Source organism: Streptomyces sp. NPDC058664 (assembly GCF_042716635.1).
Lineage (GTDB): Bacteria > Actinomycetota > Actinomycetes > Streptomycetales > Streptomycetaceae > Streptomyces.
The window spans coordinates 108,506-134,678 of sequence record NZ_JBHXRW010000016.1; the positions used below are offsets into that span (position 1 = coordinate 108,506).

The 26,173-nt window shown below is 73.4% G+C and carries 26 protein-coding genes; 10 read left to right on the top strand and 16 right to left on the bottom strand.

Annotated elements, in window-relative coordinates:
• The first annotated feature begins 115 nt into the window (after positions 1 to 115).
• Positions 116 to 1,006, top strand: coding sequence for an MBL fold metallo-hydrolase (locus ACFWUY_RS15705; protein WP_384107619.1), 891 nt, complete (start codon positions 116 to 118; stop codon positions 1,004 to 1,006).
• Positions 1,007 to 1,068: 62 nt separating this feature from the next.
• On the opposite strand, the gene ACFWUY_RS15710 is transcribed toward ACFWUY_RS15705, so the two are convergent.
• Positions 1,069 to 2,229, bottom strand: coding sequence for a hypothetical protein (locus ACFWUY_RS15710; protein WP_384107621.1), 1,161 nt, complete (start codon positions 2,227 to 2,229; stop codon positions 1,069 to 1,071).
• A gap of 63 nt (positions 2,230 to 2,292) precedes the next feature.
• On the bottom strand, positions 2,293 to 3,033 hold the full coding sequence (locus ACFWUY_RS15715) for a class I SAM-dependent methyltransferase (protein ID WP_384107623.1): 741 nt from the start codon (positions 3,031 to 3,033) through the stop codon (positions 2,293 to 2,295).
• 244 nt (positions 3,034 to 3,277) lie between these two features.
• Between ACFWUY_RS15715 and ACFWUY_RS15720 the strand changes: the two genes are divergently transcribed.
• Together ACFWUY_RS15720 and ACFWUY_RS15725 are read left to right on the top strand one after the other, a co-directional pair.
• A complete protein-coding gene (locus ACFWUY_RS15720) occupies positions 3,278 to 3,664 on the top strand; it encodes a VOC family protein (RefSeq protein WP_384107625.1) in 387 nt (128 codons plus the stop codon).
• A gap of 51 nt (positions 3,665 to 3,715) precedes the next feature.
• Positions 3,716 to 4,111 carry a hypothetical protein gene (locus ACFWUY_RS15725; protein ID WP_384107628.1) on the top strand — a complete coding sequence of 132 codons (396 nt, stop codon included), beginning with the start codon at positions 3,716 to 3,718 and terminating at the stop codon, positions 4,109 to 4,111.
• Between the two features lie 72 nt (positions 4,112 to 4,183).
• Here ACFWUY_RS15725 and rpsR read toward each other — a convergent pair whose 3' ends face one another.
• The 3 genes from rpsR to ACFWUY_RS15740 are packed head-to-tail and all read right to left on the bottom strand — an operon-like array spanning position 4,184 to position 5,850.
• Positions 4,184 to 4,420, bottom strand: coding sequence for a 30S ribosomal protein S18 (gene rpsR, locus ACFWUY_RS15730; RefSeq protein WP_384107630.1), 237 nt, complete (start codon positions 4,418 to 4,420; stop codon positions 4,184 to 4,186).
• 33 nt (positions 4,421 to 4,453) lie between these two features.
• Complete coding sequence (locus tag ACFWUY_RS15735) at positions 4,454 to 5,605, bottom strand: CobW family GTP-binding protein (protein ID WP_384107634.1); 1,152 nt, start codon at positions 5,603 to 5,605, stop codon at positions 4,454 to 4,456.
• Positions 5,605 to 5,850 (bottom strand): type B 50S ribosomal protein L31, encoded by a 246-nt coding sequence (locus ACFWUY_RS15740; RefSeq protein WP_384107636.1) that lies wholly within the window; start codon positions 5,848 to 5,850, stop codon positions 5,605 to 5,607. Before ACFWUY_RS15740 ends, ACFWUY_RS15735 begins: the two co-directional genes overlap by 1 nt.
• A gap of 167 nt (positions 5,851 to 6,017) precedes the next feature.
• Between ACFWUY_RS15740 and rpmF the strand changes: the two genes are divergently transcribed.
• Positions 6,018 to 6,188 (top strand): 50S ribosomal protein L32, encoded by a 171-nt coding sequence (gene rpmF, locus ACFWUY_RS15745; RefSeq protein ID WP_384107638.1) that lies wholly within the window; start codon positions 6,018 to 6,020, stop codon positions 6,186 to 6,188.
• Between the two features lie 6 nt (positions 6,189 to 6,194).
• Positions 6,195 to 7,355 (top strand): GTP-binding protein, encoded by a 1,161-nt coding sequence (locus ACFWUY_RS15750; RefSeq protein WP_384107640.1) that lies wholly within the window; start codon positions 6,195 to 6,197, stop codon positions 7,353 to 7,355.
• Positions 7,356 to 7,439: 84 nt separating this feature from the next.
• Here the strand turns inward: ACFWUY_RS15750 and ACFWUY_RS15755 are convergent, their stop codons facing one another.
• Genes ACFWUY_RS15755 through ACFWUY_RS15800 form a run of 10 tightly spaced genes read right to left on the bottom strand, consistent with a single transcriptional unit; the run spans position 7,440 to position 19,077 of the window.
• Positions 7,440 to 8,996 (bottom strand): ABC transporter ATP-binding protein, encoded by a 1,557-nt coding sequence (locus tag ACFWUY_RS15755; RefSeq protein ID WP_384107642.1) that lies wholly within the window; start codon positions 8,994 to 8,996, stop codon positions 7,440 to 7,442.
• Positions 8,993 to 9,853 carry an ABC transporter permease subunit gene (locus ACFWUY_RS15760; protein WP_384107644.1) on the bottom strand — a complete coding sequence of 287 codons (861 nt, stop codon included), beginning with the start codon at positions 9,851 to 9,853 and terminating at the stop codon, positions 8,993 to 8,995. The genes ACFWUY_RS15755 and ACFWUY_RS15760 overlap by 4 nt, the downstream gene beginning before the upstream one ends.
• A complete protein-coding gene (locus ACFWUY_RS15765; protein ID WP_384107715.1) occupies positions 9,850 to 10,815 on the bottom strand; it encodes an ABC transporter permease in 966 nt (321 codons plus the stop codon). The genes ACFWUY_RS15760 and ACFWUY_RS15765 overlap by 4 nt, the downstream gene beginning before the upstream one ends.
• Complete coding sequence (locus ACFWUY_RS15770; RefSeq protein ID WP_384107717.1) at positions 10,803 to 12,389, bottom strand: ABC transporter substrate-binding protein; 1,587 nt, start codon at positions 12,387 to 12,389, stop codon at positions 10,803 to 10,805. The genes ACFWUY_RS15765 and ACFWUY_RS15770 overlap by 13 nt, the downstream gene beginning before the upstream one ends.
• The gene (locus tag ACFWUY_RS15775; RefSeq protein WP_384107646.1) at positions 12,383 to 13,252 is read right to left on the bottom strand and encodes a class I SAM-dependent methyltransferase; all 870 of its coding nucleotides are present in this window, start codon (positions 13,250 to 13,252) and stop codon (positions 12,383 to 12,385) included. Before ACFWUY_RS15775 ends, ACFWUY_RS15770 begins: the two co-directional genes overlap by 7 nt.
• A gap of 36 nt (positions 13,253 to 13,288) precedes the next feature.
• Positions 13,289 to 14,566: an MFS transporter gene (locus ACFWUY_RS15780; RefSeq protein WP_384107648.1), complete on the bottom strand. Its 1,278-nt coding sequence runs from the start codon at positions 14,564 to 14,566 to the stop codon at positions 13,289 to 13,291.
• Positions 14,563 to 15,795, bottom strand: coding sequence for a dipeptide epimerase (locus ACFWUY_RS15785; RefSeq protein ID WP_384107650.1), 1,233 nt, complete (start codon positions 15,793 to 15,795; stop codon positions 14,563 to 14,565). The genes ACFWUY_RS15780 and ACFWUY_RS15785 overlap by 4 nt, the downstream gene beginning before the upstream one ends.
• Positions 15,792 to 16,916 (bottom strand): PLP-dependent cysteine synthase family protein, encoded by a 1,125-nt coding sequence (locus ACFWUY_RS15790; protein ID WP_384107652.1) that lies wholly within the window; start codon positions 16,914 to 16,916, stop codon positions 15,792 to 15,794. The genes ACFWUY_RS15785 and ACFWUY_RS15790 overlap by 4 nt, the downstream gene beginning before the upstream one ends.
• Positions 16,913 to 17,809 carry a Rossmann-like domain-containing protein gene (locus ACFWUY_RS15795; RefSeq protein ID WP_384107653.1) on the bottom strand — a complete coding sequence of 299 codons (897 nt, stop codon included), beginning with the start codon at positions 17,807 to 17,809 and terminating at the stop codon, positions 16,913 to 16,915. The genes ACFWUY_RS15790 and ACFWUY_RS15795 overlap by 4 nt, the downstream gene beginning before the upstream one ends.
• On the bottom strand, positions 17,806 to 19,077 hold the full coding sequence (locus tag ACFWUY_RS15800; RefSeq protein ID WP_384107655.1) for an ATP-grasp domain-containing protein: 1,272 nt from the start codon (positions 19,075 to 19,077) through the stop codon (positions 17,806 to 17,808). Before ACFWUY_RS15800 ends, ACFWUY_RS15795 begins: the two co-directional genes overlap by 4 nt.
• A gap of 123 nt (positions 19,078 to 19,200) precedes the next feature.
• Here ACFWUY_RS15800 and ACFWUY_RS15805 point away from each other — a divergent pair, with 123 nt between their 5' ends.
• From ACFWUY_RS15805 to ACFWUY_RS15820, 4 genes are all read left to right on the top strand, one after another.
• On the top strand, positions 19,201 to 19,791 hold the full coding sequence (locus ACFWUY_RS15805) for a GNAT family N-acetyltransferase (RefSeq protein WP_384107658.1): 591 nt from the start codon (positions 19,201 to 19,203) through the stop codon (positions 19,789 to 19,791).
• A 246-nt stretch (positions 19,792 to 20,037) separates the two neighbouring features.
• Positions 20,038 to 21,237, top strand: a complete 1,200-nt coding sequence (locus tag ACFWUY_RS15810) for a serine hydrolase domain-containing protein (RefSeq protein ID WP_384107660.1) — start codon at positions 20,038 to 20,040, stop codon at positions 21,235 to 21,237.
• A 179-nt stretch (positions 21,238 to 21,416) separates the two neighbouring features.
• A complete protein-coding gene (helR, locus tag ACFWUY_RS15815) occupies positions 21,417 to 23,585 on the top strand; it encodes an RNA polymerase recycling motor ATPase HelR (RefSeq protein WP_384107662.1) in 2,169 nt (722 codons plus the stop codon).
• A 115-nt stretch (positions 23,586 to 23,700) separates the two neighbouring features.
• Positions 23,701 to 24,141 (top strand): hypothetical protein, encoded by a 441-nt coding sequence (locus tag ACFWUY_RS15820; RefSeq protein ID WP_384107664.1) that lies wholly within the window; start codon positions 23,701 to 23,703, stop codon positions 24,139 to 24,141.
• Positions 24,142 to 24,254: 113 nt separating this feature from the next.
• Here the strand turns inward: ACFWUY_RS15820 and ACFWUY_RS15825 are convergent, their stop codons facing one another.
• Complete coding sequence (locus ACFWUY_RS15825; RefSeq protein ID WP_384107666.1) at positions 24,255 to 24,644, bottom strand: VOC family protein; 390 nt, start codon at positions 24,642 to 24,644, stop codon at positions 24,255 to 24,257.
• 232 nt (positions 24,645 to 24,876) lie between these two features.
• On the opposite strand from ACFWUY_RS15825, the gene ACFWUY_RS15830 reads away from it, so the two are divergent.
• On the top strand, positions 24,877 to 26,157 hold the full coding sequence (locus tag ACFWUY_RS15830) for a radical SAM protein (RefSeq protein ID WP_384107719.1): 1,281 nt from the start codon (positions 24,877 to 24,879) through the stop codon (positions 26,155 to 26,157).
• Positions 26,158 to 26,173 lie beyond the last annotated feature (16 nt).

The window sequence follows — 26,173 nt, forward strand, 5'->3', positions numbered from 1 at the left end:
ACCCCTGGCAGCCGCGACATGGGGCACGCTGGGGGGCGGACACGGCGGCGCGCCGCTCGACACCTCAAGCCGGGCACCGAGCACCGCGACGCGTAGGGACGAAGGAGTACCGGCCTTGCCCAGTACGGGATACACGGAAGTGGAGTACGGCGGAGTCACCGTGCTCGTCGGCGCCGAGCGGGGCGCCTACCCGTACGCCAACTCCCTGCTCGTACGCGGTACCGCCGAGACGCTGGTCATCGACCCGTCGCTGTCGCTCGTCGGGGGCGCCCCGCCCGCGGACGTGGTCCTCGTGAGCCACGCGCACGAGGACCACGTCGCGGGGCTCGGGTGCTACGAGGTGCCCGTCCACACCCATGGGAACGACCTCGCGGCGCTGCGGTCCCCCGCGGTGATGGCCGCGGGCTCCGGCCTCCCGCCGGACGCCACCGAGCACACGGAGCGGATGCTGCGCGACCGGTTCCACGTACGGGACCGCCCCGACGCGACGGGGTTCGTCGACGGCGCGGTGTTCGACCTGGGCGGACGCACCGTGACGGTCGTGCACCTGCCGGGTCACACCGCGGGCCACAGCGGCTTCCTGATCGAACCGGACGGCTTCCTGTACGTGGCGGACATCGACCTGACCTCGTTCGGCCCGTTCTACGGAGACGTCGGCAGCAGCCTCCCGGACTTCGAGGCGTCCGTGCGCCGGTGCCGGGAGATCGGCGCCCGCTGGTACGGCACCGCCCACCAGAAGGGCGTGATCGAGGGTGCCGCGGAGTTCTCCAGGCGCCTCGACGACTTCGCCGGGGTGGTGGAGAAGCGCGACGCGACCGTGCTGTCGTTCCTCGACGCGCCGCGGACCGTCGAGGAGATCGCCGCACGCGGACTCGTCTACCGGCCGCACGTCGAGGGCCCGCACGTGGCGCCGGTGGAACGACGGACCGCGGTGCGGCACCTGGACCGGCTGATCGGCGCGGGGCTGGTCACGGAGGTCGACGAAGGACGGTTCCGCGCCACGTGACACCCCTGCGCGCCCGGGTCCCCCGGTACGTCCGTCGGGCGCACTCCTCCGGTACGCCCCCGTCAGGCGCACTCCTCCGGTTCCGTCGCCTCGTCGACGGCGTAGGGGTGGACGTAGCCGTCGTCGGCGAACGGTGTGAACCATCCGCCGAAGGCGAGCGGCGTGATGTCCGTGCCGTCGAGCGCGGGGTCCTCGTCGACGCCGTCCACGGACTCGTCGTAGAGCCACTCGAAGTCCCTGTCCTCGTACACGCCGTCGGCGAAGCGGTCCAGGGCGTCCGCGGTGTCGTCGGCCAGGAGGCCGTACAGGTCGAGCGCGACGTGTGCCTGTCCCAGGAGGAGCTTCAGGACGAGTTCCTCCGCGAGGCAGCCGAGTCGCCGGAAGCTGCCGTCGGTGAAGCGGGTGGTCAGGGCGATCGCGGTCACCAGGAGGCGTCGCGCGAAGCGTTCGTCGTAGCTGAGGGCGTAGCGCGGCGGCAGGGCGTCCAGATGCCACAGTTCGCTGTCGCACTCGGCGACGCTGGTGCCCTCGTCGGCGAGGGTCTGGACGTCGTCGTACAGCTCGTCGATGAGGCACTCCGCGGCGTACACCACCGCCCCCGCGGCCAGTTCGGCGGCCCCGGCCGTGACGGCCGACGCCGCCTCGCCCCGTTCCCGGCCCTCCGGGCCGACGCCGCCGAAGGACGCGGGAGCGAAGGAGGCCAGGCGCGGGGCCAACGCCCGGAGCCGGGCCTCGTGGTCGATCCGGCCCTCTCCGCTCCCGTCCTCCGGCGCGATCCCGGCGATCTCGGCGGCGCCGGCGGCGCCGACGCTCGCGGTGTGCTGAGCGCGGCGGGTCTGGAGATCGGCTGCCGGGACGTCCGGGCCGTCGGCGGCCTCCAGGCTCTCGCGGGTCAGGTCGATGTGGAGCTTGACCTCGCTGCTCTCCACCACCCAGTCGGACAGGAGCTCGGAGCGTTCCAGAACGTCTTCCGCGACGGCGCCGACGGCATCCTCGGCGATCTCCAGGGAGGGCGCGCGGACGAACACCTTGAGGATCGCCCCGCCCGGATGGACGGCGACGATCGTCTCGAGGACGTCGACCTCTGTTCCGTCGGGTCCTTCGATGCCCACCACGGCGTCGAAGCCCCGCTCCAGGAGCACGGATGTGCCGACCTGTTGCAGCGCGTCCAGTCCGCCGGCACCGTCGGGCAGGCGCGTTTCCACAGTCACGACGTAGCTCACGTCGGCAAGCGTGCCAGGAGGTGGGCCCTCGCCGGGGGGAATCCCGGGATGACGCAGGGGGCGTCAGGCCCTGCAGTGGAGCATCTCCAGTGGCGGGTTGGCGTGGAAGTCCGCCCAGAATTCCGCGCCGAACTCGCGCAGGCCGGCCTCCGACACCGTCAGCGGGACCCAGGTGACCTCGCTGAATCCGGCCGCCCGCAGGGACTCCTCGTAGACCTCGCGGCGCGGGCGGTTGGCGACGAACGAGACCGGCGGGTCGAGCAGCGCCGTGATCCGGACCTGGGGTCCCGTCCCGCCCTCCTCGCCGGTGGGCTCGCTCCGGAAGCCGTACTTCTCCGGGGTCGGCCCGTCGAAGCGGAAGTCGGGCGACTGGTTGAGCACGAAGAGGTCGCCGCCGGGCTTCAGGCTCCGGTGGATGTTGCGGCACATCCGCTCCGCGGTGGCCGTGTCCTGCGCGTAGCCGAACAGCTGGACCGCGAGCGCGAGGTCGAAAGGCTCCTCGAAGGGCCGCAGTTCGGCCACGTCCCCCACCTCGTAGCGCACGCCCAGCGGATGGTTCTCCTCCAGCTTCCGGGCCACGGAGACCATTTCCCCCGAGATGTCGATGCCGACGACGTCCGTGGCCCCGCGCCGCTTGAACTCCCGGCTGTAGAAGCCGGTTCCGGAGGCCAGGTCGAGGACCGACCTGCCGCGCACGTCCCCCACCAGCGCCAGGAAGCCGGGCACCACCGCGTACTGCTCCAGCGGCAGGGACTTGAATCCCTCGTACGCCTCACCGATCTCGTCATACTGCTGTACGCCCATCGTGTCGTCCTCCCCGTGCTCCGTCGGGCCGCGTGGCGCGGCCCCGGCAGGCAGTCTTCACGCGCCCCGGCGGAGCTTCGCACTGACGGAAGACACAAAGTCGCGGGCCTGCTTCTGGTCTCGCGTACGTACAGGCGTACGGTTCCAGCCATGATCCTCGGTGCGCGCCATGCGCCGTGCCGGCAGGACGAGTTGCCACGTTGCCAAGCCGACGAGTTGACGAGAAGAACCGGAGAACCGACCCATGCGAGTCAAAGCCTTCGACCACCTGGTGCTCAACGTGACCGATGTAGACGAGGCTATCGAGTTCTACACCGGCCCCTTGGGCCTCACGCCCGAGCGGGTCGACGAGTGGCGGGCCGGCAAGGTCCCGTTCCCGTCCGTGCGCATCGACGAGAGCACCGTCATCGACCTCATCTCCCGCCCGCGCGGCGAGTCCAACGTCGACCACATCTGCCTGGTCGTCGATCCGCTCGACTGGCAGGAGGTCATCGACTCGGGGACGTTCGACGTCGTCGAGGGGCCCGTGCCCCGCTGGGGCGCGCGCGGTTCGGCGCAGTCGGTCTACGTCAAGGACCCGGACGGCAACACGGTCGAGCTGCGCTGGTATCCGCAGGACGCCGACAGCTGAACCGCCGGCGGCCCGGCGGCCTGGTGATCGGCCTCGTGCTATGAAGGTCCGATGACGTGGAAAGAGGGCCGGCGGGTGAAGCTGGCGGTGGACCTCGGGGTGGGCGGTGCCGTCACCCTGGCCGAAGGTTCCCCGGCGGAGGCGGAGGTCTCCGCCGGGACGCTGTTCCTGGCGGCGGGGACCGGAGGCACCGTGGTACGGGTCGACCGGCCGGAGAGGATCCCCGGACCGGACGTGCGCGAGTACGAACGGCTCACCTCGCTCCTCACCGACTTCGGTCACCAGATGCCGCCGGGGAGCAGGCAGCAGCTCGTGGAGCGGGTGGCGGCGCTGGAGCCGGCGTGGACCGCGTACCAGGAGGAGGAGCCGCGGGTGACGGTCCGCGTCCGCCTCGACAACGGATTCGTCCTGGCCGACGCGCGCGAGGACGTCTTCGTCCCGGAGTGAACCGCCGGACGGCCGGAGTGAACCGCCGGACGGCCGGGGTGTTGCACCCCGGCCCCTTCCCTCCTGGTGCCGTCAGCGAGCCGCGTACGGCAGGAGGGCCATCTCGCGGGCGTTCTTGATGGCGGTCGCGAGATCTCGCTGCTGCTGGACGGTCACGCGGGTGACGCGTCGGCTGCGGATCTTGCCCCGGTCGGAGACGAACTTCCGCAGCAGGTCGGTGTCCTTGTAGTCGATGTACGTGATCCCGGCCGCGTCGAGCGGGTTGGGCCGGGGTGCGGCGGGCTTGCGGGGGTCGGGGCGCCGGGCCATGGTGATTTCTCCTTGGGGTCGGGGTGGCAGGGGTCAGGCGGCGTCGAGGAGGGAGTCGAAGGCGGCGGGCAGGTGCTTCCACGCCTCGCGACCCGATCCGTACTCCGCGTCCGTCAGCAGGCAGGAGTCCAGGAGCCGTTCCAGACCGTCCCGGTCCAGGCCGGGCGACGTGAAGACGAGGTGCTGGCAGCAGTCGCCGTGTTCGGGGTGCCAGTCGAGGGCGGCCGCCGCCCGGCGCACCGGAGGGACCAGGTCCCAGGCCGCGTCCGGCAGCGACGCCAGCCAGGGGCCGACGCTCTCCACGCACAGCGCTCCGCCCGCCGCGTCCCACGCGAGCAGGGTGTCGGGGCGGTCGGCGAGCCAGAAGCGGCCGCGGCTGCGGGCGGCGGCGCAGCACAGGTCCTCGAGTGCCTGGTAGAGGCGCTCGGGGTGGAACGGGCGTCGGCGGTGCCAGACGAACGTGGTGACGCCGGCTTCGTCGGCCTCCTGCGGCAGGAGCGCGCACGCGGGGTGCTGGGCCGCCGCGGCGGCCTCGACGTCGATGCCCGCGAACGCGACCCTGGCGAGTTCCGGGGACGCGGCCGGTACGCGGAGCGCGGTGGGGTGCAGCTGCGCGAGGAGCGCGCGGTCCTCGTCGTCGGCCTCGCCGCTGTCGACGACGGCGAGGACGGGCGCGTACTCCAGCTGGCGGGCCCAGGTGTCACCGACGGTCCGCCGGTCGGTGGGGGCCGCGGCGAGACCGGCCTCGGCCAGGTCGTCGCCGTTGGCGAGGTAGGGCAGGACGAGCGCGGGGTCGACGGCTGTGATCACGCCCGTCAGGGCGAGGCGGTCTCCGCCGTGTCCGGCGATCACCTCCGCCATGGCCTTCGGTTCGACCGAGTCCCACAGCTCGACCACGGCGAGCCGGGTCAGGCCGGCGTCGGCCATCCGCTCCAGTTCCGGGACGAGGTCCTCGCGCAGCGCGCAGCACGCGCAGTCGTTGACCAGGGGCGTCTCCCCGCGGGAGAGGGTGCCGGAGGCGTCGCGGATCAGCCGGAGGACGCTGCCGGCGGGTGCCTCGGCGAGGTCGTGGTGGAGGGCCACGCTCCCCGGCACGGTGCGCAGGAGGCGGTCGACGACCTGGGTCCTGGCCTCGGCGTGCAGGCCGGCGACGATGACGACGGGGAGCCGGTGCTCGTGTCCCATCAGCGGGCTCCGTAGCGGCGCTGGAACTTCTCGACGCGGCCGGCGGTGTCGAGGACCCGGGCGGTGCCCGTGTAGAAGGGGTGGCTCGCGGAGGAGATCTCGACGTCGACGAGCGGGTAGGTGTTGCCGTCCTCCCACTCGATCGTCTTGTCGCTCGTGATGGTCGATCGAGTGAGGAACGCGGTGTCGGAGGCGGAGTCGCGGAAGACGACGGGCCCGTAGGCGGGGTGGATTCCGGGCTTCATGGCAGGCCTTTCGGTGGTGGGGCGAGACGCGGGGGCCGCGGGAGTCGCGGGGCTCACTATATGGCAATGGTTTTCATTACCAACAGACGGGTGGGGTCGCTTGGTAATGGGATCCATTTTCATATAGCCTCTGGCCCGCCACCCATCCGACCCGAGGAGATCCCCCGATGGCCGTCCCCAAGCGGAAGACGTCCCGCAGCAACACCCGCCACCGCCGCGCCCAGTGGAAGGCGACTCCCGTCCGGCTCGTCCCCCTCACCGTCGACGGCTCGGTGTACCTGGTGCCGCAGCGCCTGGTGAAGGCGTACGAGCGCGGCCTGCTCCGCCCGGAGGGCTGAGCGCCCATGACGCCCACCGACCGGCTGCCCGTGACCGTCCTGTCCGGGTTCCTCGGCGCCGGGAAGACCACCCTCCTCAACCACGTCCTCGGCAACCGCGAAGGACTGCGGGTGGCGGTCATCGTCAACGACATGAGCGAGGTCAACATCGACGCCGCGCTCGTGCGCGGCGGCGAGGCCGCCCTGTCCCGCACCGAGGAGCGACTGGTCGAGATGACCAACGGGTGCATCTGCTGCACCCTCCGCGACGACCTCCTGGAGGAGGTCGACCGGCTGGCCCGCGAAGGCCGCTTCGACCATCTCCTCATCGAGTCCAGCGGCATCTCCGAACCCATGCCCGTCGCCGCCACCTTCTCCTTCCCCCGCGACGACGGGGCGACCCTCGGCGATCTCGCCCGCCTGGACACGATGGTGACCGTCGTGGACGCCGCCGGCTTCCTGCCGGAACTCGACGCCGGCGACGAACTCGCCGCACGGGGCCTCGCCCCGTACGAGGACGACGAGCGCACGGTCAGCGACCTCCTCGTCGACCAGGTGGAGTTCGCCGACGTCATCGTCCTCAACAAGCTCGACCTGATCGGGCCCGAGGAGGCCCGCCGACTGCGGGCCACCCTCTCCCGGCTCAACCCGGAGGCGCGCGTCGTCCCGGCCGTACGCGGCCAGGTCCCGCTCGAACTCGTCGTGGGAACCGGCCTGTTCGACGTCGAGCGGGCACAGCAGGCCCCCGGCTGGGTCAAGGAGCTCAACGGCGACCACGTGCCGGAGACCGAGGAGTACGGCATCTCCTCCCTCGTGTTCCGCTCCGACCTGCCGTTCCACCCCGGTCGGCTCTGGAGCTTCGTCACCAAGGGGATGGAGAGCGGCACCTTCGGGCGCGTCCTGCGCTCCAAGGGCTTCTTCCGGCTCGCCAGCCGGCCCCGGGTGACCGGACTGTGGTCCCAGGCCGGCGCCGTCGCCCGGTTCGAGCCGTCCGGCGCGCACGGCCCCGACACCGCGCAGGGCCAGGAACTGGTCTTCATCGGCACCGGGCTCCGCGCCGAAGCTCTGCGCGCGGCCCTCGACGCCTGCCTCCTGGCGCCGGACGAAGCCGTACCCGCCGACGACGACTTCCCCGCGTGGGAGACGTACGGCATCGAGGACGCCTGCGAGCACGAGCGGGCGGCCTGACGGGACGGTCCCACAGACTCCGGGCCGGACGGTGGTCGCAGCCACGGCACCGTCCGGCCCGGCCCTGTCCCGTCCGGCAGGACCTCACGCCGGACGGGGGCCCGGCGCCAACTCCCCTTCGAGGTGAGGCGCCTCCGCGTCCGCCGCCCCGAGCAGCGCCTTCGTCACCGGATGTCGCGGCACCTCGAACAGCTCCCGTGCGGGGCCCTCCTCCACCACACGGCCGCCGTCCAGGACCGCGATCCGGTCGGCGAGCGCCCCCGCGGCCGCCAGGTCGTGCGTGATGAACACCAGCGAGAGGCCCTCGCGCCGCCGCAGCCCCGCGAGGAGGTCGAGGATGCCGTCCCGCGTGCCGGTGTCGAGGCCGGACGTGATCTCGTCGCAGATCAGCACCGTGGGCTCCGCGAGCAGGGCGCGGGCGAGCGCCGCCCGCTGGAGCTCGCCGCCGGACAGCCCGCCGGGGCGCCGCGCGGCGGTCTCCGCGGGGAGTCCGAGTCCGGCCAGGACCCGCGCCGCGGTCGCCCGCGCCTCCTCCGCCGCCGTGCCGCGCAGCCGTACGGCCGTACGGGCGACCTGGTCGAGGACCGGGCGGTACTCGTCGAAGGCCGCCCTCGCGTCCTGGAACACGTACTGGACGGCGGCCAGTTGTGGGCGCCGCCGTGAGCGCAGGCTGCGGGCCAGCGGAACCCCGTCGAGCAGCACCTCGCCTCCGTACGCCGCGTGCAGCCCGGCCAGGCAACGGCCCAGGGTGGTCTTGCCGCTGCCGGAGCGGCCCACCACGGCCAGGCACTCCCCCGCCGCGACCGACACCTCCAGGCCGTCGAGGACGGTGAGCGGACCGTGCGCGGTGCGATGGCGCGCGGTCAGCCCGCGCGTCTCGAGGCGTACGGCGTCCCTCGGGCCGGTCCTCGGGCCGGTCCTCGGATCGGCCGGAGGCGCCGGGTGCGGCAGGAAGGACAGCACCGAGGCCGGTGTCCCCCGGTCGGCCACGCGGCCGTCGCGCAGCAGTACGACCTCGTCGGCCAGTCGCCGTACCGCGTCGAGGTCGTGACTGAGCAGCACCACGGCGATCCCCTCGCGCGCGACCTCGGACAGCTGGGCCACGACGCCCTGCCGGGTGAGCGCGTCCTGCCCCGTGGTGGGCTCGTCGGCGACGAGGATCCTGGCGTCGAGCAGGAACGCCTGCGCGAGGACCACGCGCTGCTGCTGCCCGCCGGACAGCTGGTGCGGATAGCGGCGCACCACCATGTCGGGATCCGGAAGTTGGGCCCGCCGGAGGGCGTCACGGACCCGTTCCAGGACCTCCGCCCGGCTCCCGCCGCGCAGTCGGGCGATGTCACGGAGGAGTGCCCCGACCCGGCGGGCCGGGTTCAGGGCGGTGGCCGGGTGCTGCGGCACGTACCCCACGGCGTGTCCGGCGGTGCGGACGCCGCCGGTCACCCGGGCCCCCTCGGGGTACTCGCCGAGGAGCGCGCGCCCGGTGGTGGTCTTCCCGCTGCCCGAGGGACCGACCAGCGCCGTGACCTTCCCGGGGAGGACGGTGAGGCTGATCCCGTCGAGGACGGGCCGGCCGTCGATCTCGACGCGGAGTTCCCGTAGCTCGGCGACGGGCGCCGCCTCGGTGTGCGGGGGGTTCGTCACTTCGGTCCCTTCCCTCGGCCGCCGCGCTGCAGGGCCGCGTCGAACAGGAGGTTGGTGCCCATGGTGAGGGCGGCGATGAGGAGGGCGGGCACCACGACCGCCCACGGCTGGAGGAACAGGCCGGTCCGGTTGCGGTCGACCATGACGGCCCAGTCGGCGGCGTCCGGTTCGACGCCGACGCCGAGGAAGGCGGCCGTGGCGACCAGGTACAGGGCGCCGGTCAGCCGGATTCCGGCGTCGGCCGCGAGGGTACGGCGCAGGGCGCGGACGACGTAGCCGACGGCCGTGCGCCACCAGGACTCGCCCTGCATGCGCAGCGCTTCGACGGCGGGCCGGGCGGCGACCTCGACGGCTGCGGCGTGCACGACCCGGGCCGCGTCGGGCACGGCGACGAGACCGACCAGGACGGTCAGCCCGAGCGGGCCCGGGGTGAGGGTGGCCGCGACGAGCAGGACGAGCAGCAGGGACGGCACGGCGATCAGCACGTCCAGGGGCCGCATCAGCGCGTCCTCCAGCCGGCCGCCCCTGGTCAGCGCGGCGGCGAGGCCGAGGGGGACGGCCACCGCGTACGCGAGCAGGGTGGCGGCGAGGGCCACCAGGACCACGGGCCGGCCCCCGAGCAGCACCTGGTGCCAGACGTCCCGCCCGGTGAAGTCGGTGCCGAGCCAGTGGCCGCCGCCGGTCACGTACGACACGGAGCGGGGGCCGGGAGGTCCGGCGAGCAGGGGGCCGAGCAGGGCGAGCAGCAGCGGAAGCGTCAGCAGCGCGAGGGCGAGGACGTACCGGGAGCGCGTCGTGCGGCCGCCTCCGGGCGACGAGCGCTTCGTCCGGTCACCGGTGAGCAGCGAGCGCGTCATGCGGCGACCTCCGAGCGGGGGGCGAGCCTGCGGGCCAGCAGGTCGGCGGCGATGTTGACCAGGACGGTGACCACCCCGAAGACCACGGCCATGCCCTGGATCACGGGGACGTCGCGGGCGGCGACGGCCTCGATGAGCACCGTCCCGAGTCCCGGGATCACGAAGAGCGCCTCGACGACGATGACGCCGCTGAGCAGCCAGTCGCAGGTGCGGGCCAGCTGCTGGGCCGCGGGCGCGAGGGCGTTCGGCAGGGCGTGGGCCCAGCGGACGCGGGCGCCGGACAGGCCGTACCGCCGGGCCTGGGCGACGTACGGCGAGGCCATGGCGTCGATCATCCCGGCGCGGACCAGCCGGCTGATGGTGCACACCGGCCGGGAGAGGAGGACGGCGACGGGCAGGACGAGCACGGCGGGCGCGGCGGCGAGGGCGGCGGGGTCGGTGCCGACGGCGGTGGGGGGCAGCCAGCCGAGCCAGAGGCCGAACACCGTGGCAAGCAGCACCCCGAGGGCGAACTCCGGTACGGCGTGCACCGCGAGGGTCAGGGAGCTGACGGTACGGTCGACGGCGCCGCCCTCGCGGCGGGCGGCGAGGACGCCGAGTCCCACGGACAGCGGGACGAGGAGGACGAGGGTGGCGCCCGCGAGGACCAGCGTGGGGCCGAGCCCGGCGGCCAGGTAGCCGGTCACGGGGCGGCCGGAGACCAGGGAGGTGCCCAGGTCGCCGTGGAGCAGGCCGCCCGCCCAGTGCAGGAGCCGTTCGGTGGCGGGCCGGTCGAGGCCCATGGTCTCCCGGATGCGGGCGATCCGTTCCGGGTCGGGCTGGTCGCCGGCGAGGGTCACGGCCGCGTCGCCGGGCAGCGCCTCGGTGAGCGCGAAGAGGAACAGCACGAGGGCCGCCGTCTGCCCCAGGCCGAGGAGCAGGCGGCGGCCGACCCAGTTCAGGTGCGGGGTCACGCGAGCCAGATCTTGTCGAAGCGGGCCCAGTCGAGGGTGTTGGCGGGTGCCTTGTCGGACACCCCGCGCACGGTGGGCGCGGTGGCGACGATCCAGTCGGCGAAGCCCCAGATCAGGAAGCCGCCCTCGTCGTGCAGACGGCGCTGCATACGGGCGTAGAGCGCGGTGCGCCGCTTGTCGTCGCGGGTGGACTGGGCCTGCTGGTAGAGGTCGTCGAAGTCCTTGTGCCGCCACTTGGTGGCGTTGGTGGTGGAGCCGGTGAGCAGGCGCTGGGAGACGTGGGACTCGATGGGCATGGCGCCGGACCGGTAGGAGGCGAAGGTGCCGTTGTCGAGGATGTCCTTCCAGTACGTGTCCTTGTTGCCGACCCTGACCTCGACGGTGACGCCGGCCTTCGCGGCCTGCTCCTTGAAGATGCCGGCCGCCTCGATGAAGCCGGGGGCGGCGGGGGCGGTGTCCAGGGTGACCTTCAGGCCCTCCGCGCCCGCCTCCTTCAGGAGGGCGCGGGCCTTCGCCAGGTCCTGGGTGCGCTGCGGGAGGCCGGAGGCGTAGTACTGGTAGCCCTTGCCGAAGAGGTCGTTGCCGATCTCGCCGGCGCCGGAGAGGGCTCCGTCGACGAGTTCCCGGCGGTCGGCGATGAGGAAGAACGCCTGGCGGACCCGCTTGTCGTCGAAGGGGGGACGGTCGGTCTTCATCACGAAGCCCTGCATGCCGCTGCCGGGGAGACGGATGACGTCGACCCTTCCTCCGCCCTCGTGGGTGCGGGCGCTGGCGGGGCTGAGCTCGTGGGCGTACTGGACCTGGCCGCCGAGCAGGGCGCTGACGCGGGCCGACTCCTCGGTGGCGATGACGAGTTCGAGCGCGTCGAGGTGGGGGGCGCCGTCCCAGTAGGTGTCGTTGCGCCGGACGCGGAAGGAGCTGCCGGGCGTGAAGGAGACGAAGCGGAACGGTCCCGAGCCGACGGGCCTGTCGAAGTCGGTGGCGCCCTTGGGGACGATGTACGCGCCGAACGCGGCGAGCACGTTGGGGAATTCGGCGTACGGGCGCTTGAGCCGGAACTCGACGGTCGACGGGTCGAGGGCGCGGCTGGCCGCGAGGTCGATGGGTTCGAGGGAGGCCTTGGCCCGGAAGGTGCCCTGCGGGTCGGCGATGCGCCGGTAGCTGTGGAGGACGTCCTCGGCGGTGACGGGGCGGCCGTCGTGGAAGGTGGCCTTGCGCAGGGTGACCTTCCAGGTGTCCAGCTTCGCGTTGGGCTCCCAGCGCTCGGCGAGCCGGGGTACGGGGGCGAGGTCGGAGCCGAAGTCGGCGAGCTTGTCGTAGAGGGCCTTGGCGCGGGCGGCGTCGACGAACAGGTTGGCGGCGTGCGGGTCGAGGGTTTCGCCCGCCCCGCCGCCCGCGAAGGCGGCGCGCAGCGTACCGCCGCGCTTGGGGGGTCCGGAGGCCGCGTTCTCGGCACCGGCGGCCCGGCCGGTGCCGGAGCCCGTACCGGTGGAGCAGCCGGCGGTGACGGCGAGGGCGCCGGCGGCGCCGGTGGCGATGAGGAAGCCTCTGCGGGCGAGGCCGGAGCGGGGGTCGTTCACGATGTGCTGTCTCCGTTGCTGAAGTGGTGGCCGGAAGGGGTGGGGACGCCGGGGCGGGCCGGTGGGGACGTGAGCCGGGCGACGAGGTGGAGGCGGTCGGAGCTCGCGGTCCCGTGCGGGACGGCGCCTTCGCTCCAGGGCGGTTCGGTCCGGGGACCCGGGCCGTCGTGGAGGGCGAGCACCTCGAAGCCGGCGGTGGTGAGGAAGTGCCGGAGTTCCTGGGGGAAGAGCAGACGCCAGGCGGAGTGCTGCTCCTCGGGCGCCGAGCCGTCGTTGGCGGTCCAGGTGCGGCGGCGGCGCAGGAGTTGTGCGCCGTGGTCGATCCACAGGGTGGTACGGGACGTGTAGGTGGTGCCCTGCCGGGCGAAGGACGCGGTGCGGGGGCCGTCGAGCAGTTCGGTGTTGCCGAGGAAGAAGGCCCCGTTGCGCATCTCGGCGACGAGCAGCCCGCCGGGTGCGAGGTGGGCGCGGCAGCGCGCGAGGAACGCCGTCAGGTCGTCGTTGGTGTGGCAGTACAGGAGGGCGCTGTCCAGGCAGACCACCGCGTCGAAGACGGCCCCGAGGTCGAAGTCCCGCATGTCGGCGTGCCGGTGGGCGGGCCCGGGGTGGTGGGCGCGGGCGTACGCGAGCATGGCCTCGGAGGTGTCGATGCCGGTGACGTCGCGGCCGGCGGTGTGGTGCAGCCAGGCCGCGTCGCGGCCGGTGCCGCAGCCGACGTCCAGGACGCGCGGGCCGGCTCCGTAGCGGGTCAGCGTCTCCTCGGTCCAGCGGGCCGCGAGGCGGTCGGGGTCGGGGAACCGCTGTTCGTAGAGTTCCGGGTGGTCGGTGAGCAGGTTCGCGCCGTCGGTCACGTTCTTCGCTGTCATGGCGTCGTCCTCGCTGTCATGGCGTGGTCCTCGCTGTCATGTGGTCTCGCTTCGGGGGCGTACGCCGGTGGGCCCGGGCGGGGGCTCCGGCGCCGGGTCGCCTTCGGGCAGGGCGCCGCGTCGCCGCAGCCGGGCGACGGCGGCGGCGGAGCCCACACCGAGGGCGGTGCAGCAGGCGTAGGGCAGCCAGCTCAGGCCGGTGGTTCCCGCGGTGTCCATGGACCAGCCGACGCCGGCGCTGCCGGCGGCCGCCGCGACGCCGGAGACCACGTAGAACAGGCCGTAGTAGGTGCCGGTCAGGCTCTCCCGGCCGAAGGCGGGTATCAGCTCCATCACGAACGGCGAGGCGATCATCACGCCGAGGTGCAGCAGCAGCGCCCCGGCGAGCACCGGCAGCAGGCGCAGCGGGTGCGGGTCCGACGCGCCCGCGACGAGGGCCGGCGGGACGAAGCCGAGGCCCATCACGGCGAGTCCGGTGGTGATCCAGCGGCCGCGGCTGCCGCGGGACTTGAGGGTGCGGGTGATGCGCAGTTGGAAGAGCAGACTCGTGACGGTTCCGGCGAGGAACAGCAGGCCGGTCGCGCCGTCCCAGCCGGACGCGTGGGCGGCGGCGTGCGGCAGGAGCAGGTACAGCTGGTTCTCGAGGCCGTACATGCCGATCATGGCGAGGGAGAACGCCAGGAAGCGGCGGTTGCGGGCCGTTTCCCGCCAGTCGCCGAGCAGCGGGGTGTCGGCGGCCGGCACCGGGCGGGCGGGCAGTACGAGCAGCTGGGCGAGGGTCAGCACGGCGAAGACGGCGGCGGCCGTGACGGCCGCGGCGCGGAAGTCGACGAGCAGCAGCAGTCCGCCGAGCAGCGGGCCGAGCAGCGCGCCGGCGGTGGCGAACATGTGGAACAGGGCGAAGGCCTCGGCCTTGCGTTCCCCGGCCTCCTGGGCGACGTAGGTCCGGACCGCGGGGTTGAAGAGGGCCCCCGCGAGCCCGCTGAGTATGGAAGCGGCCACGAGCAGGGGCAGCGTGTCGCCGAGGGCGAACAGGCCGAATCCGACGGTGCGCAGGGCGCAGCCGGCGATGATCACGCCACGGGCGCCGAGCCGGTCGGCGGCCGAGCCGCCGATCAGGAAGAGGCCCTGCTGGCTGAGGTTGCGCAGTCCCAGGACCACGCCGACGACCGCCGCCGAGAGTCCGAGGTCGTCGGAGAGGTGGGTGGCGAGGTAGGGGATGAGCAGGTAGAAGCCGGTGTTGACGCCGAGCTGGTTGACGAGGAGCAGGCGGATGGCGAGGGGGAAGCTCCGTATCGCCGCGAGGGTGCTCACGGTGCGGCGGCCTCCGCTTCGCCGCGACCCCCGGCCGACCCGCGATCGCCGACCGACCCGCGGTCCCGGGCTTGCTCGCGGTCCTGGGTCTGCCCGCGGTCCCGGGCCTGCCCGCCGTCCTGGGCCTGTCCCGGGACCGCCGTACGGGTACGGGCTTCCGTATGGGCCGCCGTACGGGTACGGGTTTCCGGCTCCGTGCGGCGGACGCCCAGGCCGGCGCGGCCCGAGGGCCGTACGGTGCCGTCCCGGCCGCCGATGCCCGACCAGGGGTCGTCGGCGAGCAGCAGGTGCCCGTCGAGGTCCACCCAGCGGGCCCGGTCGGCGAGGTGCACGGCCGGGGCGATGCCGAGGGAACTGGCGGTGAGGCAGCCGAGCATGAGTGCGGTGCCGCTGCCGCGCAGGGCTTCGTGGATGCGCAGGGCGGCCCGTACTCCCCCGCACTTGGCGAGTTTGACGTTGACGCCCTGGACGAGTCCGGCGAGGGCGGCCGCGTCCTCGTAGGAGACCGCGTCCTCGTCGGCGATGACCGGGATCGGGGACTCCTTCGCCACCCGGGCGAGCGCGGCGTGGTCCCCCGGCGCGATCGGCTGTTCGACGGCGGTGACTCCGAGGGCGGCGAACCGGGGCAGCAGTTCGTGGGCCCGGCGTTCGGTCCAGGCCCCGTTGGGGTCGAGCAGGAGGCTCGCCTCGGGGGCTCCGGTGCGGACGGCGTCGACGCGGGCGAGGTCCTCGGCGGGATCGGGTGATCCGGCCTTGACCTTGAGGACGGTGAAGCCGCTCACGGCGAGGCGGGCGGCCTGGGCCGCCGCGGGCACGGGGGCGACGATGCCGATCGTCCGGGCGGTGACCGCGGCCGGTGCGTGCGGGGTGCCGAGCAGCTGGTGGGCGGGCCGGCCGGACCGCTTGCCGGTGAGGTCGAGCAGGGCCGCCTCGACGGCGGCGAGGACACCGGCCGGGAGGTCCGGCTGGAGCAGGCCGGCCGCCGCGGGGTCCTCCCAGGCGGTCTCGGGGTCGGGGAGGCGTTCGAGGAGCGGCCGGAGGGCGGTGAGGTGGTGGACGATCGTGTCGGTGGGCAGGCCGAGGTAGTCGCTGCTGACGGCTTCGCCCCAGCCGCGCAGACCGCCCTGTTCGACGGAGATCCAGACGGCGTCGCGGCGGTGCATCACCGAGCGGGAGATGCGCAGCGGTTCGGCCAGTTCGAGTGTCGTGGTGTGCCAGGTGACCTTCACGCGGCGCCTCCCGGGACGCGCGTCGCGGCGTGGACAGGGGGCCGCGGCGAGGGGTCGGTGACCCGGTGGCAGCGGGCCCAGCCGACGGCTTCCGCGGCGCGCGGGTGCGCGAGTTCCAGCGGGCGTACGCGGAGTTCGGCCGTGTCGAGTCCGTGGGCGTGGCAGAAGTCGTCGTCGTAGACGGTGCCGAGGTAGCGGTGCGGACCGTCGGGGAAGACGGTGGCGACGACCGCGCCGGCTTCCACCCGGGCCGCCCAGGCGGAGACGAGGGCGACGGCCCCGGTGCTCCAGCCGCCGCTGACGAAGCTGCTGCGGGCGAGACGGCGGCAGGCGTCGACGGCCTCGGCGGGGCCGACCCAGTGGACCTCGTCGAAGAGGTGGTGGGCGACGTTGCGGGGGTGGATGCTGCTGCCGAGTCCGCGCATGAGGCGGGGGCGGGCTGGCTGGCCGAAGATGGCGGAGCCGACGGAGTCGACGCCGATGACGCGCAGGCGGGGCCAGCGGCGGCGGAGCGGGCCGACGAGTCCGGCACTGTGGCCGCCGGTGCCGACGCTGCAGACCAGGACGTCGAGGTGGTCGAGCTGTTCGCGGATCTCGGCAGCCATGGAGGCGTAACCGGCGGCGTTGTCCGGGTTGTTGTACTGGTCGGGCCAGTAGGCGTCCGGGGTCCGGACGAGCACCTCGCGGAGCCGGGCGATCCGGGCGGCCTGCCAGCCGCCTTCGGCCGCGGGCCGGTCGACGAGTTCGAGCCGGGCGCCGTGGGAGCGCAGCAACTGGCGCATGCTGGGTTCGAGTTCGATGTCCCCGATGAGGATGACGGGGTGGCCGAGGGCCTGGCCGGCGAAGGCGAGTCCGATGCCGAGGGTGCCGGAGGTGGACTCGACGACGGGCGCTCCCGGCCGCAGTTCGCCGCGGCGGCGGGCTCCGCGCAGCATGGACAGCGCGGCCCTGGCCTTCATGCCGCCGGCGCCGAGGCATTCGAGCTTCGCCCAGAACCCGGGGTGCGGGAGGGGCAGTTCGGTGGTGATCCGGGCGAGCGGGGTGTGTCCGACGAGCGGCAGCAGGCCGGGGTTGGCCGCCGCGCCGGCCGGCTGCCGGTGCAGGACGGGAGCGGTGGTCACCGGGCGCCTCCGTAACGATGGGTGGTGCCGGGGCCACCGTCGCGGTGGACGGCACCGGGACCGCCGTAGTGGTGGATGACGCCGGGGCCGCCGTCGAGCCAGAAGAAGGGGTACGGCTCCGCGGACACGGCGGTGATCCCGGCGCCGAGCAGGCGGGGCAGGACGGCGCTGCCGGTCTGCGCGAACATGACCAGGGGTTTGCCGGTGGCGGCGGCGTGGTCGAGGAGTGGCTGGAAGGTGCCGTTGCCGAGGGTCATGCCGGAGGCGAGGACGGCGTCGCAGTCCTCCAGTTCCGCCAGGGCGTCGGTGCGGACGGCTTCGCCCCATTCGGTGCTGCCGCCCTTGAGGTCGCAGGGCACGTAGCCGGTGCCGCGCTCACGGAGCCGTTCGAGGAGGGAGTTGACGACGCCGACGACCAGGACGCGGTCGGCCCCGGTCTCCGGCAGGAGGTCGACGACCGCGCGCGCCCGGGCGCGGGAGCGTTCGAGGGAGCTGCCGGAGGGCAGGGTGACGGGGCGGGCGCCGTGCTCGGGGGTGTGCGGGCGGGCGTGCATCAGGTACGCGTCGAGGGCGGCGATCCGTACGGGTGGCAGCGGGTGGCCGAGGAGTTCGGCGACGGTCGCTCCGACGCAGTCGTCGAGGGCGGAGGGGACGAGGGTCCCCGGCTCGACGGCGCAGGAGCCGACGGCCGCGTGCAGGCGCAGGCTCAGCACATCGTTGCGGTAGCCGCCGGCACGGCCGTCGTGCCGGACGGCCTGGGAGGTGGTGAAGGCCAGTGCCACCCGCTGCCGGGCGGGGTCGGGGCCGTAGGCGCCGGTGCGGACGGCTTCGACGAGCGCGTCGACGGTGCGGACGGCGGGTTCGCCGAGCGTGGGTGCGCTCAGGGGGCTCACGCGGTCACCGCCGGGGACGGCTCGTAACAGGGGCGGAGCAGGGTGAGCAGGTGTTCCGCCGTGGCGCGGGCACCGGCGCCTTCGGTGTCGACCGTCATGACGTGGCCGAGGTATTCGTTGTTGCTGGCGGCTGGGCGGACCGTGCGGCCGGGTTCGGCGAGGGTGAGTTCGCGCACCTCGGGCCGGTCCCGCAGCCGGTCGGCGCCTTCGATCGCCGTGAGGGTGCCCGCGGTGTCGGGCAGCAGGAAGGCGATGGCGGCGCTGTGTACGCCGGTGGGGTGGGAGGCGAGGTCCGGGGTGCGGCCGAGGGCGACGTCGACGGCGGCGGCCGCGAGGTCGATGCCGGTGACGTGCCGGACGAGTTCGGTGATCCGGTTCCCGGCGGGCCGGGGGTTGACCTCGACGACCCGGGGGCCGTCCGGGGTCAGTTTGATCTCGGTGTGGCACACGACGTCGTCGAGGCCGAGGGCCTTGACGGCGGCGACGGCCGTGTCGGCGGCGGCCGCGGTGTCGGCCGGCGCGAGGGCGGCCGGGAACATGTGGCCGGTCTCGATGAAGGCGGGCGCCCCGCCGATGCTCTTGTCGGTGACGCCGACGACGTGCGTGGTGCCTTGGCGGGACACGGTCTCCACGCTGACCTCGGGTCCGGTGAGCAGTTCCTCCAGGAGGACGACCGGGGCGCGGTCCTGGCCCCTGGCGTTGACCGGGAAGTCCGCGAGGGCCCGGCAGGCCTCGGCGAGTTCGCGCTCGTCGCGGACCTCGCGGACGAGCATCCCGGCGCAGAGGTCCACGGGTTTGACGACGAGCGGGTAGCCGATCTCGCGGGCGGCGCGCGCCGCCTCGTCCGGGTCGGAGCGGACGGCGTACCGGGGGCCGGGTACGGCCGCCTCGGCCAGGATCCGCCGGGTCAGGTCCTTCCGGCAGGCGCCTTCGACGGCGTCGGCCGCCGGTCCCGGCAGGCCGAGCCGCTGCGCGACGCGGGCCGCCACCGGCAGGTAGTAGTCGCAGGAGGTGAGGACCCCGTCGAAGCCGAACACCGCGTGCAGCCGCTCCAGACGGGACGGCAGGGACTCGGGGTCGTTGGTGTCGGCCGTGATGACGTTGCGCGCCGCGAGCAGCGGGTGCGGCCCGTCGGCGGGGGCCGTGCGCAGGTAGTGGTGCAGGTCCCGGGTGACGAAGGTGAACTCGTGCCCGCCCTCGCGGATGGCCCGGGGCAGCAGCCTGCTCATCGACCCCACCCAGCTCTCGATCACCAGCAGATGTCCCACGCGACTCCCTCTCGGACCGGTCCGTTCGACCGCTGTGACGGCTCGCTCCCCGCGAGCCGGAGCAGACGCTATCTGAAATCGTTTTCATTTCCAACAGTTGGTTTTTCAGGTACCGTGCCGCCCATGGATCAGTGGGAACAGGCCGCCGTCGGCCGCTACGTGGTGCGGCACGCCCGCCCGGAGGACCTTCCGGGCGCGCGCAGCGTCATGCTCGACACGTTCTACGGCGAGTTCGGATACGGGTACGTGCCCGCGTGGCACGAGGACGTCGTGGACCTCCGGCGGAGCTATCTGGAGCACCCCCGGCACGCCCTCCTGGTCGCCGTGCTCGACGGCGAGGTGGTCGGCACCACCGCGGTGAACTCCCGTGGTCCTGCCCACCCGCCGCATCCCCGCGCGCTGGCCGAGCGCTATCCGTCGGGCCGCACGGCCCAGCTGCTGCGGGTGTACGTACGTCCGGAGCACCGGCGGCACGGTCTGGCCCGCATCATGGTCGGGGCGGCCTGCGCCTTCGCCGCCGGCGTCCCCGGCTACGAGAGCGTCTACCTGCACACGAACGTCGACATCCCCGGCGCCGAGGCGTTCTGGCGCGGCCTCGCGACCGAGGTCTTCGACGCCCGGACGACGGGCGAGCACGGCGGCTTCGGCACGGTGCACTTCGAGATCCCGCTGCCGGCGCCCGTCGCGCCGACGGCGGCGGCGTACTCCGGCTGACCCACGGGGACCGGACGACGGGCGGCCCGCCCGCGGTGGCCGGACCACGGGCGGCCCGCCCACTCACGGGGACCGGGCTACGGGCGGCCCGCCCGCGGTGACCTCGCGGTGCGGGACCGCCCCGGTGACGCGGTGGCGCCGAACGAGTGGACTCGCCGGAAGGCCCGCCGGGCGGGAAGCCTCCACCACGGTGTGCCGGTGGTGATGTGGCCGTCCGATCCCGTGACCTGGAAGAGGCGCCTCCCCATGCGACGTACCCCCTGCCGCAGACTCTTCGCCGCGACACTGCTCGTGGCGTCCGTGCTCGCCCCGACGGCGGTCGTCCCCGCCGCTCCCGTGCACGCCGTGAGCGCCGGCCCGCACGGCGAGGGCGACTGCCGCCACGACAGCCTCGGCGCCGGACTCACGGCGAAGCTGGACAAGACGATCGAGGGCGTCCGCAAGCAGGCGGGCATCCCGGGTGTCGTGGTCGGAGTGTGGATGCCGGGCAAGGGCTGCTACGTCCGCGCGACCGGTGTCGCCGACAAGGTCACCGGGAAGCCGATGCCCGTCGACACCTACGTCCGGATCGGCAGCGAGACCAAGACCTTCACGGTCACCGCGCTGCTCGAACTCGTCGACGACGGCAAGGTCCGGCTCGACGACCCGATCTCCGACTACGTCCGGGGCGTCCCCAACGGGGACGAGATCACCCTGCGCCACCTCGCGGAGATGCGCAGCGGCCTCTTCCCGTACACCTCCGACCCCAGCTTCATCCGCGACCTGCAGACCCAGCCGGAGCGCGCCTTCAACCCGTGGGAAGTGCTCTCGTACGGTTACCGGCACCCGAACACCTTTGCCCCGGGGGCCAGGTTCCAGTACTCCAACTCCAATCTCATCCTGCTCGGCCTGGTGGTCGAGAAGGTCACCGGTCAGCGCCTCGCCGACGTCATCCACCAGCGGGTGCTCCGCCCGGCGCACCTGCGCGACACGCTGTTCCCGAAGGGGGCGGAGTTCCCCGAGCCGCACGCGCGCGGGTACACGGACCAGACGCTGAGCGGCACGGTCCAGGACGTGACGGACTGGAACCCCAGCTGGGCCTGGGCGGCCGGGTCGATGATCTCGAACCTGCACGACCTGCGCCGCTGGGCGAAGGTCGTCGCCACCGGTGAACTGCTCAGCCCCGAGACCCAGGCGCAGCGGCTCAAGACGCTGCCGACCGGCTTCCCCGGCACCACTTACGGCCTCGGGATCCTGGAGACCAACGGCTGGATCGGGCACAACGGATCCATCCCGGGGTACGAGACCGTGACGGTCTACCTGCCGTCGAAGAAGGCCACCCTGGTCGTCATGATCAACACGGACAAGCTGCACCAGGGCCAGGAGCCGTCCACACTGCTCGCCAGGGCGGTCACGGAGGTCGTCACCCCGGACAACGTGTACGCCGGTGCGGTGGTGCCGCACTGATCACGGCGGAACGGCGGGACCGGCGAGAGCCGCAAGGGAGGTGACATGAGAAAGGGCAAGGGGAACACTCACCTCTTGCCACTCTCAACTTATAGCGCACAGGGGGGCTTGCGGCAAGGCCCTGGTGATACCGCAGAATCACGGTCTCAACCAGCCCCTGCAGAAATGAGCTCCCCTCCGTGCGTGTGCTTCCGTCGGTGGACCAGTCGTACGACACCAGCGCGTTCGACCTTCCCGACCGTCTCTCCCCCAAGGCCGACCCGGCGCTGATCGCCGATGACGAGCGGCACTTCGCGGCGATCGCGGAGAGCCTCCGGGAGACGGTCGCCGAGCTATCGGACCGTCTCGACGCCACCCGGAAGGCGCCCGGCGGCGCCGGCCGGGAGGCGATGGACCGGGACGCGGAGATCCACCGGCTGACCGGTCGCCTGCGCACCCTGCGCCGCTTCGGTCTCGACCTGTGCCTCGGCCGCATCGTCGGCGAGGACGGCGCCGACCCCGTCTACGTCGGACGCCTCGGCCTCACCGACAGCACGGGACGCCGTCTCCTGATCGACTGGCGCTCGCCCGCCGCCGAGCCGTTCTTCGCGGCCACCCACGCCCGTCCGATGGGTCTCGCGAGCCGCCGCAGGTACCGCTGGACCGGCGGCCGGATCAGCGACTACTGGGACGAGGTGTTCACCGCCGACGGCCTCGAGGAGCACGCGGCCCTCGACGACCAGTCCGCGTTCATCGCCAGTCTCGGCGGCAGCCGGTCGCCGCGGATGCGCGACGTGCTCTCCACCATCCAGGCCGACCAGGACGCCATCATCCGGGCGGGTTCGCGCGGCACGCTCGTCGTCGACGGCGGCCCCGGCACGGGCAAGACCGTCGTCGCGCTGCACCGCTCCGCGCACCTGCTCTACGCGGACCCGCGCCTCGGTCACCGCCGGGGCGGCGTGCTGTTCGTCGGTCCGCACCAGCCCTACCTGGCGTACGTCGCCGACGTCCTGCCCAGCCTCGGCGAGGAGGGGGTGCGGACCTGCACCGTGCGGGACCTCGTCGCCGAGGGAGCGCGGGCGGCGGCCGAGCGCGACCCCGAGGTGGCCGCCCTGAAGTCGTCCGCGGACATGGTGCGGGCGATCGAGACGGCCGTCAGGTTCTACGAGGAGCCGCCCACCCGTGGGACGACCGTCTCGACCGACTGGGCCGACGTCCGGCTGAGCGCCGACGACTGGGCGGAGGCGTTCGAGGCGCCGGAGGCCGGTACGCCGCACAACGAGGCGCGGGAGCAGATCTGGGAGGAGCTGGCCACGATCCTCCTCGCCAAGCTCGACGACGAGGTCCCGGCCGACCAGTTCCGGCGGGCACTGCGGCAGGACGAGGAACTGACCAGGACCCTGCACGGCGCCTGGCCGCTCCTCGAGGCGGCCGACCTCGTCGGAGACCTGTGGTCGGTCCCCGCGTATCTGCGCAAGTGCGCTCCCTGGCTGAGCCGCGAGGAGGTCCACAGGCTCCAGCGCGAGGAGGCGCAGGCCTGGACGGTGTCCGACCTGCCGCTCCTGGACGCGGCGCGGCAGCGGCTCGGGGACCCGGAGGCGGCGCGGCGCGAGCGGCGCCGGCAGGCCGTGATCGCCGCCGAACGCGCGCGCATGGCCGACGTCATCGACAACGTGCTCGCCGCCGACGACGACGGTGAGGGCGCGGTGACGATGCTGCGCGGACAGGACCTCAAGGACAGCCTGGTCGACGGCGCCGCGCTGACCGGGGCCGAACCCGACCTGCTCGCCGGGCCGTTCGCGCACATCGTGGTGGACGAGGCGCAGGAACTGACGGACGCCGAGTGGCAGATGCTGCTGCTGCGCTGCCCGTCCCGGAGCTTCACGATCGTCGGTGACCGCGCCCAGGCCCGGCAGGGGTTCACGGAGTCCTGGCAGGAGCGGCTCGAACGGGTCGGTCTCGACCGGATCACCGTGGCGTCCCTCGGCATCAACTACCGGACGCCGGAAGAGGTCATGGCGGAGGCCGAGCCGGCCATCCGGGCCGCGCTCCCGGACGCCAACGTGCCGACGTCCGTCCGCAGCGGCGGCGTCCCCGTCGTCCACGGCTCCGTGGACGAACTCGACACGGTCCTCGACGACTGGCTCGCCACTCACGCCGAGGGGACCGCGTGCGTCATCGGCGCGCCCCGGTTCCGGCCGGGCGACCGCGTCCGGTCGCTGACGCCGTCGCTGGCGAAGGGCCTGGAGTTCGACCTGGTCGTCCTCGTCGACCCGGAGGCCTTCGGCGAGGGGATCGAGGGGGCGGTCGACCGCTACGTCGCCATGACCCGCGCGACCCGCGAGCTCGTCGTCCTCACGAGCCGGTGACGACGGGCGGGGACCGCGCCCGAAGGCGCCGGGCCCTGGCTCCGTGGGGCGAACCGGTGCCGCGCGTGGGCGCGCCACGGCCGATCCTGCGATGAGATGACGTATCGATGGGTTCATGACTCACACCTGCGAGCCCATCACGACACCCGTTCCCGGCGACCTCGTCGTTCCCGGTGGAGACCCCGTCGTTCCCGGCGGGGAGTGCCCTGAGGTCGCGTCGCTCGTCGCGCCGTACCTGCGCATCATCCGTACGGCACTTCCCCCCGTGGAGGCGGAACGATTCCTCGTACGGGCCCTGGACGCGCACGAGGAGGAACGGCGCCGGGCGGGGGCGCCCCAGCTCGGCTTCAGCGCCTACCTCTGGGACGGTCTCGGCGAGAGCTGGGGCACCTCCCTGGCGCACACCTCCGCCTGGGAGGCCATGCAGGCGATCCGGCACCTCGTCCGCAAGGCCCCCCGCGCGGACCTCGCCGCGTACCTGAGGCTCGGGCTCCGGCTCGCGCGCGAGCTCGGCACCGGCGCCCCCGGCCGGACCCCGGTACCGGTCGGCGCCTGACACCCCGGGCGGCGCGTGCGGTCACCTCGCGGTGGCACGCGCCGCCCGCGCGGGGCCGGGCGGTACGGGCCGGGGTCCGGGCCGTGACCCGGCACCGGCCCGCCGGCCCGCCGTTACGCGTACTGGGCGATCTGGATCAGGTTGCCGCAGGTGTCGTCCAGGATCGCGACGGTGACCGGACCCATCTCCACCGGCTCCTGGACGAAGCGGACGCCGAGCCCCCGCAGCCGCTCGTACTCCGCGCGCACGTCGTCCACGGCGAAGGAGGTGAGCGGGATGCCGGCCTCGACCAGTGCCTTCTTGTACGTCCTGGCGGCGGGGACGCCGGTGTCGGGCTCCAGGACGAGTTCGACGCCTTCGGGGTTCTCCGGCGAGACCACCGTCAGCCAGCGGTACTCGCCGAGGGGCACCTCGGTCTTCTTCACGAAGCCCAGCACGTCGGTGTAGAAGCGCAGCGCCCTCTCCTGGTCGTCGACGAGCAGGCTGGCCAGGTTGATCCTCATGCGTGTTCTCCAGCGGGTGGGGGTCCGGGTGCTCGGATCGCGGGACCCCCACAGCATCCCTCCCCCGGCGGTGCCGCCGGGACGCGCCGCGCCCGGACGCACCGGGGTCCCGGTCGCCGCTCCCGGGGCACGCGCGCGTAGCGTGAAGGTGTCGGCTCCGTCGTCCCTCACCACTGGAGGTCCGCCTGTGTCCAGCGCCGCCCCGACCCGCACCGCTGTCGTGGAATCCCTGATGGACCGCTTCCCGGGAATCCCTCCGGAGGCCGTGTTCAAGGAGGACCTGCTGCGCGGCGGGCTCGCCTTCGACCCCTCGGCGCTGAGCGGCAACGAGGGCGGCGAGGTGAAGCCGAAGTCGTACTTCATCTTCTCCTTCGACCACCGCACGCTGCCGGAGCTCGGCGAGGCGGCGCTGAACCGCCCGCCGGAGGAGATCGTGCTCACCGGCGGGCCGTACGGTCTGCGCCGCACGGTGGTGTCGGTCCGGGTCAACCCCTCGTCCCCGTACCGGGTGGCGCCCGACGCCGACGGGGCGCTCGCGCTGTTCCTCGACGGCGCCCGGATCGCCGACGTCGGACTGCCGCCGATGCCGGAGTACTACCGGCACCCGCTGTCGAACGGCAAGTCCGTGATGGAGGTCGCGCCGACCATCCAGTGGGGCTATCTGATCTACCTCACGGTGTTCCGCGTCTGCCAGTACTTCGGTGCCAAGGAGGAGTGCCAGTACTGCGACATCAACCACAACTGGCGCCAGCACAAGGCGGCGGGCCGCCCGTACACCGGGGTGAAGCCGGTCGACGAGGTCCTGGAGGCCCTGGAGATCATCGACCGCCACGACACCGCCCGGACCTCGACCGCGTACACCCTCACCGGCGGGGCGGTCACGTCGCAGGTCGGCGGGAAGGACGAGGCCGACTTCTACGGGCAGTACGCGCGCGCGATCGAGGAGCGGTTCCCCGGCCGCTGGATCGGCAAGGTCGTCGCCCAGGCCCTGCCGAAGGAGGACGTGCGGAGGTTCCACGACTACGGGATCCGGATCTACCACCCCAACTACGAGGTGTGGGACCGCCGGCTCTTCGAGCTGTACTGCCCCGGCAAGGAGCGCTACATCGGCCGCGACGAGTGGCACCGCCGGATCCTGGACTCGGCGGAGGTCTTCGGGCCGCGGAACGTCATCCCGAACTTCGTCGCGGGTGTCGAGATGGCCCGCCCCTCCGGCTTCCTGACCGTGGACGAGGCGATCGCCTCCACCCGGGAGGGCCTGCGGTTCTTCATGTCGCGCGGGATCACCCCCCGCTTCACCACCTGGTGCCCGGAGCCGACGACCCCGCTGGGTCGCGAGAACCCGGACGGCGCCCCGCTGGAGTACCACCTGCGCCTCCTCGAGGCGTACACGGCGACGCTGGAGGAGCACGGGCTGACCGCGCCGCCCGGGTACGGACCGGCGGGACCGGGGCGCGCGGTGTTCTCGGTGAGCTCGTTCATGGACGCGCTCGCCCCGGCGCCGGGAGAGTGACGGAAGGTCCGCCGGG